The organism is Inconstantimicrobium porci (assembly GCF_009696465.1).
GTDB lineage: Bacteria > Bacillota > Clostridia > Clostridiales > Clostridiaceae > Inconstantimicrobium > Inconstantimicrobium porci.
On record NZ_VULX01000048.1, the window covers coordinates 1 to 6,679 of the forward strand.

Sequence of the window (6,679 nt, forward strand, 5' to 3'; positions counted from 1 at the left end):
TTGCAATATTTGTTCTTTGAATTCTTCTGAATAACTTCTTCCCTTCATAACTTTCCTCCAATAATTACTATATTTAGTATAACTTATATTAGTCATTATTGTCCAATTAGATATGGGGGCTTAAGAGATATATGTTATTATAAGAATTTTTTTTATTATGACAATAATTATGTAAAGTATCTTTATTTATCACAAGAGTTATCAGAAGTTTTTCTCTCTTTTATTAATACCGTATATGTACAATGATTAGAGCCCACATTACGTTAACCATAAATTATTATTATAAATAAAAAAAAGACTAAGCTAAAAGCTTAAATCCTTCTAATAATGATTTCTTTTGGAATATTGTAATTTTTTATGCAACTAAGAACTTTAATAACTGCTGTAAACTCCATTTGGTTATTAGTAAGTTATCAATAGAATACTATAGACTTAGAATAACTTTTATTTGTGGTTACATATGAAAACTATTATTCTAATTATCTCCATATGTGTAATTACAAAGACTTTAATATTATATAAATACAGAACCACTACTGTATCCTTTCATTAAGCGGTAGCGTATATAGAAAATTACTCATATATAATATATTAACCCAACTGGACAACTTTTTATTATATATTTAAGCATAACCACATAACTTACCACATAATAACCTCTTTTCTTTAATAATATATTTGCCTATATATACAACAATATATTATACACGTATAGATATAATCGTTAATGCTATACAGGCACTTTATAACAGCTTATAATGTTACAAAACAAAATATACTCCAAGTATATAACAAGTGCCTTAGAAGGGCTCTCAGGTTTATATAGAGTATACTCAATCATAACCTACACTCACAAATAACCGTATATTTGTAGTATTATTTGATATTTGGTTTGATATTGAAAGGAACACCAAGAACCTACCGAGAAAAAATCAAAAACTGCCTAACGGAATTGGACTACACCAATTTTACATCATAAGATGTAACAGTAACAAATAATAGCTGAAATTGACGTCCTTCGGCGTCAATTTCAGCATAAGAGTACATAATCATACTCATATAAGTGTTGGTAAACACTTATAAAACCCTATGCAAAACACAACGTAAATGAGAATAGATACATATAAATGTTATAAAACACAACAAAAGTATATAAACCATTCTCATTACATAATAAATAGTCGTAAAAGACTGTAATTACCAAGTAAAAAAGTGGTAAAACAATGTAATTTGTAAATAAATACGACAATTTATTAAGTTTGCATAGGGGTAAAGCATAACACTTCAGAATAAAACTGGAAAATAAGACGATTCTCCATAAGAAAATAGAAGGAATGTCTTATTTTTAATACAAGCACCTGTAACAAAGACAGGAAAATTAAAAAGAAGATAATTCATAAAAGGAAGCATTGCCGAAGGCATAAATTCCTCATAGACAAAAAAAATACAAGAAAGTATTGCCGAAGGCCCTACTTTCTTGTATACTATAGATATGAATACTAATATACAATAGTATTCTGAAGAGTAGCTTTAATAGCACTCTTCTTTAAGAAATCTATAGTTTCGTCTTTTAACTGATACTTAGACTGTACTTCTACAGTAGTATCAGTTACTAGGACAAAGAAAGTCCAGCTTTTGCCGTTGTTGAATAGAGTAATGTTTACCCCATTACTTACTAAATTAATTTCAACATTATCAGCATTAGCTGGTTTTTCTATTTTAGAGATATCTATATTATATTGCTGCTTTGCAAGTTCTTCTATAGAAACATCATCAGATACATCATCAGATACAATAACTGCATCATATGAATCATCATCAGAAGAATTTAAAACTTCTTCTATTGCTGCCATATCACATGCCATAGAAGAATCATAAACCATATCTTCATCATCAAAAGGTATACAAGCATTTTCAAATGCTGCTATCTCTTCATCTGATACAGCAAAAATATTATCTTGAGTATAATAAGTTGATTCAAATTTATCTTTAGAATCCATATCACCTAAAATATTAAAATTAGCTCTAAAGCTTCTCTTTAAAGCAATATTGTTATCTTTATCATACCACATTGTTTTGTCTGTTATTTTAGTTGGTTTATACCAAACCTTTTCAGACTCAACAAGTTTTAATTTCTTATTAAGAATACCAATGGCTTTAACAGAAGATTCAGAAGTAATACCTGATATCTTCTTGCCATTGCAAATAATATAGGCATATTTCCCATCCATTTGTAATGTACAAGTGTTTTCCTTTAAAATTTTAATGACATCATTTGCATTAAAGCCAAGTCCTACAAATCCAGCTAAATTTATAGGTACTTGTTTCTTAGAATCCTCAATAGTTTCAATTTCATGCTCTACTAAATGAGAATCACAATGAACTAGAATATAATATTCATTGTCCATATTAAACACTTTATAGTTACCTGTAGGCAAAGATACTCTTCTTACAGGTATATCATTTACAATTAAAGAATTATTGAATACTTCAACTGTATTGATTACATCAAAGAACTTAGGTAATCTAACCAGTCTCTTTGCTGAATCAAATTTCTGAATAATTCTCATCAGCTCATTGTATAATACATTCCATACAAAAGATCTACTATCAGAACCACTTTCTTTGTTATAGCAAACATAATATGCAGCAGCGGCAACTGCTTCAGTATCATCAGAAATAGAAAGAGCACTTATTCTATAACTATCATATAGTTCAGTAAGTGCTGCAAATCTTTCTTCTTTATATTGTTTACCAGGAAACTCTTGCATTATAGATGCTATTTCATGTCTATAACTCTTTTCAAGCTCTTGAACTGCAGGAAGCAATTCAGTAGCTTTCTCTACATTAACATAGCTTAGTATCTGTGTAGAGAAACTTTCATAGTGTGTTCCTACTCCTGATAATATCTTCTTAGCTTCTACTTCTACATGTCTAAATAACATATTAAGTGGAGATTTAGAAGCATAAATCTTTTTCTTCATATCTAATGCAACATTGTAGAGACTGTCTACATATCCAAAATTCTTTATATATGAAGCAGAATCTTTATTAAACAATTGCAATGCAAATAACCATTCAGGCAGAACTTCAATCTTAAGCTCTGGCATAACTACTGTTGCACCAGTCTTAGGTCTATCAATTTCCCATCCTTGCAAAAATCTTAATGCAAGAATTACGGAATCGTAATTTCCTTGTCCGTCTAGCTGCATATCTCTAAAGATAGTAGCCCAATTAGTTATAAGTCCTACTTGAGAAGGTTTTGAAGTACTAACAAAATACTTTAATAAAGCTTCTTCTGTTGCTAAAGAAATATTTGCGTTAACAGCAACATCTTCAGGTATAAACTTGAAAGATGATACTGCATCAATAATTCTAGCATCTTTAATCACAGCCGCTTTATCTCCATCAATATCGGCTCCACCAAGAGCCATAAGGATAGGATCAAAAGCGTTAAAGATAATGATATCATGGATGAACCATAAATCATTATTCTTTACAAGAGAAGTTTTCTGTACTTCAGATTTAAATATCATAGGAGATCTGAAGCAAGCAACTTCTCCTTCTTCATTATTCATGAAGCTGGTACCAGGTGCCAATCTTTTATCAGTAATACCAAAGAAGTCAAAAGGATCACTGAATAAAAAGTGATAAGCCCCTTTAACAGGAAGTTTACCAAAAGCAAGGGAATATAAATATTTCCCTACAAGCTTTCTAAGATTATCTTGTACAAACTTATCATTAATCATTTCAGGATAAGTTGCTAAAACTTCAGATACCTTAGAACCAAATTCAACACTTCCTTCATCTCCCATACCACTAACTAAGCCTAAAAATTTCAATGCTTCTTCTGGTTTAACAAATATATCAGAAGAGATATGTTCCATAGCTTCATCAGCTATATCGCATAATGTTTTAGCATCGATATCTAATGATTGTAAGAACTGATATGACATTTGTACTCTATCCTTATGTTTCTTAGGAACATTACAAATTTCAAAAGAAACATTGCTATAATCGTCAAGTTCATATTTTCTCATTCCTGAACCTTCGATTATATCAAATCCCTTTAAATCAGGACGATATTCTGAGAATGGGAATACTAATAACATTCCCTTATCTCCAGCATATCTAATTTGATATGCAGACGGCATTTTCAAAATTATTTTAATTAACTTTAACTGTCTATAATTTATATCATTATTATTATAGGCTAAAGTTAATTCAGCCATATTCTGATAATGCTTATTAAAATAGTTCTTTTCACTAGTAGAGATAAGGCCTAACTGCCATGCTATCTCTACTGCAGGAAGAAGTTCTATACATCCACCACCATCATTAGGGGTAATTTCAATATCTTTACCCCTAACTACTTGTATGTTAGAAATAATTTGTTGATTGTTATTTACTTCTAAAGCAGTTACTGTTTTAGAAGTATTATCAACAGATGTTGGAGATACAACATCTGCTTTAATATGTTTAACTGGATCATCAATAACTTTAACTTTAGGGTTAAAGTTATGAATCTTTATGGCTGTAGTCGTAGCCAAGCCATATCTTGATTCTCTCTTTGCCAAATTACATTTATCTCCAAAGTCATAGCCATAAATGAATTCACGCCTAAGCGCTTCAACATTAAGAGATGTGAAATAATACTTTCCACATCTCGCTTGTGCTGGAGACTGTGCACAAACTTTGACTATCTTGTTTGTTCTTAAATTTAAGAAGCCTTTATATATGATTGTCTCAGCTTTCATAGCATATTTGACTTGGGCTTCTTCTCTAGCTTTCCCACTAAAACCTAATAACTTAGGCACAGCAGAGAATACAAGAATGTCTTTAACTTCATTATTATTATCACAGTGACTTCTATAGATTCTATTAGAAGACACTTTTATTTCATGTCCTCTATTAGAAGGAAGTACATACATTCCTTTTTCTTCTGAATAAACAAGATCTTCAATATTTGCATTAACGATCTTGTACTGCCCTCTCTTCTTAGGAACAGCTTGACTATCTGCATATTCCTGTGCTGCAGATAAGAATAAAGAATTTGTTATTGATACCTTATAAGTCTTAACAATATTCCCTTTGTTAGTTAAGAAGAAAGTATCATCATGTGCAGATATCTTCTTAGAAACAAGAACTTCTTTACTTATTAAGAAACCATCAATATCTGCGGCACTAAAATCAATCATGCCGTCTTTTTCTCCATATAAAAGAGTAGCATATAGATAACTCTTTACGCTATCAATCTTCATGATTTTTGCGCCAGCAACTCTAATGCATATAACATCTGCAGCATGTAAATCATAAGCCAATGCATCTAGTCTGCTCATAATTAATTGTTTATGGCTATGGTTCAAATACAGTGGAGTAATGAACTCACTACTCTGTTTCTGTATCTGTACATTGCAAATTGCCCCACTATACACTCCATCAGGCAATGCATTAGCATTAAGAGTGAATAGACCTTTGCTAATATATTCTATTCCCTCTTCGAAAGCAGATAATAACTCTGCCTTATTCATTTTATATCCTCCTTTCACTCCTGCAATTTTTGCAGCCTTTCTTAATTTAGATACTGTGATATTTTTGTTTGTATTCATAACAAACTCCTTTCATGTGCCTTAAGGATAGGCCTACCATAATGTAAACTAATTAAAGGCTAGTTCCCAACCTTGGAAGTGGGCTTTTAAAGGTTGAACCCACCAGAACTTTGTGCTATTATTTTAAGATGAAGGCTAATAAATCGCACTTCAACTTAAAGTCATCAAGCTCATTAAGAACTTTTATATGAGCTTGCTGCCTTTTATTAGCTTTATCCATGAAACTAGGAATTTCAGGATAAGCTTTATTAGAATCAGAGGAAGAAGAAGTTACGATTCCTCTTTCTCTTTCTCTTTTTATTTCATTTCTGTTCTTAATGTGACCAGCGGCCATAACACCACTGGACACATTAAGATTAACTTTAGTATTCTTAAAGTTACTCATTATCTTTCACCTCCTTTCTTTGAAGAAAGAGTGTCTATTATGTCACATTTAAATGCTTTACCAACACCCTTCACATAGCGACCTGTTTCAATCGCTATGTCTTTCGCAATTCTTGCTATAAACAATGATGTAAGAACACCAAAGTCTATAGTGAACTTAACTGCAGCCACTGCTAATTCTAGTGACTTCTTAACGACAACATCAATCAAATCCATGATGTTGTTGATATTGGAATGTTTCTTTTTGAATGTGTTTACGGATGCTTTTAATTCATGCAATCCTTCACATTCAATTTCCATCCCTATAAGCTCACTTAATTCAGCAAAGACTTTCTCTGCTGTACCTACAAGCTCTGTGTATACAGAACCATCATCTTTAGTAAGAAATTCTTTTACTTTGTCTATACCAAGACTAGATGCTACTTTTGTAACATCATCTTGTATGCCTTTTAGTTCTTCTTCTACTTCTTCGAAAGCTTCTCCAAAAATAGCGTTCATTGTATTTTCCATAGTGGATTGGTTATAATTAATTAGACAATAATTATTCGGTCGTGATATAATATAAAAAATTGTGAAAAAGGAGAAGAATATCATAAAGCAGGCAGCGCTGATAATGGCACGAAAATAGAAATAATATTATCTAATAAAAAAAAGTACAGTATCAGCGCAATGTGCAGAGTTTTAAA

Annotated in this window: 3 protein-coding genes; all 3 read right to left on the bottom strand. The window is 31.1% G+C overall.

Annotated features, from left to right (window positions below; all coding sequences use genetic code 11):
* Positions 1–1,499: 1,499 nt before the first annotated feature.
* Positions 1,500–5,609 carry an RNA dependent RNA polymerase gene (locus tag FYJ33_RS15555; RefSeq protein WP_154532828.1) on the bottom strand — a complete coding sequence of 1,370 codons (4,110 nt, stop codon included), beginning with the start codon at positions 5,607–5,609 and terminating at the stop codon, positions 1,500–1,502.
* A gap of 118 nt (positions 5,610–5,727) precedes the next feature.
* Positions 5,728–5,994 (bottom strand): hypothetical protein, encoded by a 267-nt coding sequence (locus FYJ33_RS15560; RefSeq protein ID WP_154532830.1) that lies wholly within the window; start codon positions 5,992–5,994, stop codon positions 5,728–5,730.
* Entirely contained in the window at positions 5,994–6,503 is a 510-nt protein-coding gene (locus tag FYJ33_RS15565; protein ID WP_154532832.1) for a hypothetical protein, read from the bottom strand. The genes FYJ33_RS15560 and FYJ33_RS15565 overlap by 1 nt, the downstream gene beginning before the upstream one ends.
* Positions 6,504–6,679 lie beyond the last annotated feature (176 nt).